The sequence below is a fragment of the Asanoa sp. NPDC050611 genome, from assembly GCF_040654855.1.
In the GTDB taxonomy this organism is placed as follows: Bacteria; Actinomycetota; Actinomycetes; order Mycobacteriales; family Micromonosporaceae; genus Asanoa.
Window position 1 is genome coordinate 1 of record NZ_JBFAIU010000625.1, and the last position, 2,125, is coordinate 2,125.

Annotated in this window: 3 protein-coding genes; 1 reads left to right on the top strand and 2 read right to left on the bottom strand. The window is 69.6% G+C overall.

The annotated features are described in order from the left end of the window. Together AB0H87_RS41095 and AB0H87_RS41100 are read right to left on the bottom strand one after the other, a co-directional pair. The coding region (locus tag AB0H87_RS41095; protein WP_360159075.1) for a MoxR family ATPase at positions 1-385 on the bottom strand (385 nt) is incomplete at its 3' end. 36 nt (positions 386-421) lie between these two features. Next, positions 422-1,357 carry a ribose-phosphate pyrophosphokinase gene (locus tag AB0H87_RS41100; protein ID WP_360159078.1) on the bottom strand — a complete coding sequence of 312 codons (936 nt, stop codon included), beginning with the start codon at positions 1,355-1,357 and terminating at the stop codon, positions 422-424. A gap of 46 nt (positions 1,358-1,403) precedes the next feature. Between AB0H87_RS41100 and AB0H87_RS41105 the strand changes: the two genes are divergently transcribed. Next, positions 1,404-2,125: FGGY family carbohydrate kinase (locus AB0H87_RS41105; protein WP_360159081.1), on the top strand; the 722-nt coding region annotated here is incomplete at its 3' end.

Consider the following 2,125-nt stretch of genomic DNA (forward strand, 5'->3'; position numbering starts at 1 on the left):
AGATGCGAATCAGCAGAAACCTTCGTCGCCGCGGGCTTTCAGCTCGTCGACCAGCTTCTTCACGTCCTGGGAGCGCTCGCGGGCGCACACGAGCAGCGGCGGCCTCGGCCGCCCGCAGGTGGAGGATCTGCCGCGGAAAGTCCCAGTCGTAGAGCGCCTGGGCGGCGTCGAGCCCTTCGTAGCACTGCAACCGCACGAACCTGGCCCCGGTCGCGACCGCCAACGCCTGCGCGAACGCGGTCTTGCCGACACCGGCCTCACCCTCGAGGAACAGCGGCCGCCCGAGCTTGAGGGCCAGAAACCCGGCGGTGGCGAGCCCGTCGTCGGCCAGGTAACCGGTGGACGCCAACGCCTCGGCCAGGACGGTAGGGGAGTCGGGGATCACGCCGCCAACTATGCCAGCCCGATCGGCCATCCGTGATCAGGCGAAAAGCGCGCTGACCGACTCGCCGTTGTGAATGCGGCGCATCGCTTCCGCCAGGGCCGGTGCGATCGAGAGCACCGTCAGTTGCGGGACGCGCTTCTCCACCGGGATCGGGACCGTGTTGGTGCAGACGATCTCGCGGACGCCCTCCAGGGCCGCGAGACGGTCGAGGGCGTCGTCGGCGAACAGGCCGTGCGTGCAGACCAGGCGGATCGAGCGGGCCTTGAGCTGGTGCAGGTGGTCGACCAGCTCGATCACGGTGCTGCCCTTGGCGATCTCGTCGTCCAGCACGATCACGTCGCGGTCCGTGACGTCTCCGATCACCGCGCTGATCCGGACCTGGTCGTGGAAGCGCTGCTTGGCGCCCGCCGCCACCGGGGTGCCGAGCATCCGGGCGAACGCCGCCGCCTCCTTCGCGTTGCCCAGGTCCGGTGACACCACGACCGTCTCGCTCAGGTCCTCGCCCTTGAAGTGGGTCGCCAGCTCGCGCAGGGCGTGCAGGTGGTCGACCGGCACGCTGAAGAAGCCGTGCACCTGCGGGGAGTGCAGGGTCATCGCCAGCACGCGGTGCGCACCCGCGGAGACCAGCAGGTCCGCCACCAGGCGGGCGCCGATCGAGATGCGGGGTGCGTCCTTCTTGTCAGAGCGGGCGTACGCGAAGTGCGGCAGCACCACCGTGATCCGTCCGGCCGAGGCACCCCGGGCCGCGTCGATCATGAACAGCAGCTCGACGAGGTTCTCCTGCGTCGGCGCGACGATCGGCTGGATCAGGAAGACGTCACGCTCCCGGCAGTTGGCCTGCAGCTGCACCTCGAGGCAGTCGTTGGCGAACCTGGAGATTCTGGTCGGCAGCAACGGGACGCCGAGGTGGGCACAGATGTCGGCGGCCAGTTCCGGATGGGCACCACCGCTGAATACCGCGATCTCGCGCACGATTCGATCCTATTCGGGCGTCGACGGGACCGGCACAATGGCCCGCATGCCGTACGTCGCCGCGATCGATCAAGGGACCACCTCTTCCCGGTGCATCGTCTTCGACGGCGACGGTGGGATCGTCGCCGTCGCCCGGCGGGAGCACCGCCAGCTCTATCCGAGGCCGGGCTGGGTCGAGCACGACGCCGCCGAGATCTGGGCCAACGTGCGGGCCGTGGTCGACGAGGCGGTCGCCGGCTACGACATCGCCGCGCTCGGCATCACCAACCAGCGCGAGACCACCCTGGTCTGGGACCGCGTCACCGGCGAGCCCGTGCACCACGCGATCGTGTGGCAGGACACCAGGACCGAAGCCATCCTGCGTACGCTGGCCGACCGCGCCGAGGAGATCACCCGGATCACCGGGCTGCCGCTGGCCACCTACTTCGCCGGGCCCAAGCTGCGCTGGCTGCTCGACAACGTCACCGGCCTGCGCGAGCGGGCCGAGCGCGGCGAGGTGCTGTTCGGCACCATCGACAGCTGGCTGATCTGGAACCTGACCGGCCGGCACGTCACCGACGTCACCAACGCCAGCCGCACGCTGCTGATGGACCTGCGCACCCTGGACTGGAGCCCGGAACTGCTCGACGCGCTCGGCGTGCCGCGGGCGATGCTGCCCGAGATCCGGCCGTCGGCCGACGTCTACACGGCCACCTGGGAGATCCACGATCTGACCGAGAAGAGGACGGGCGCCGGTGCCGACATGTTGATCATCAGCTCCCGCGCGAC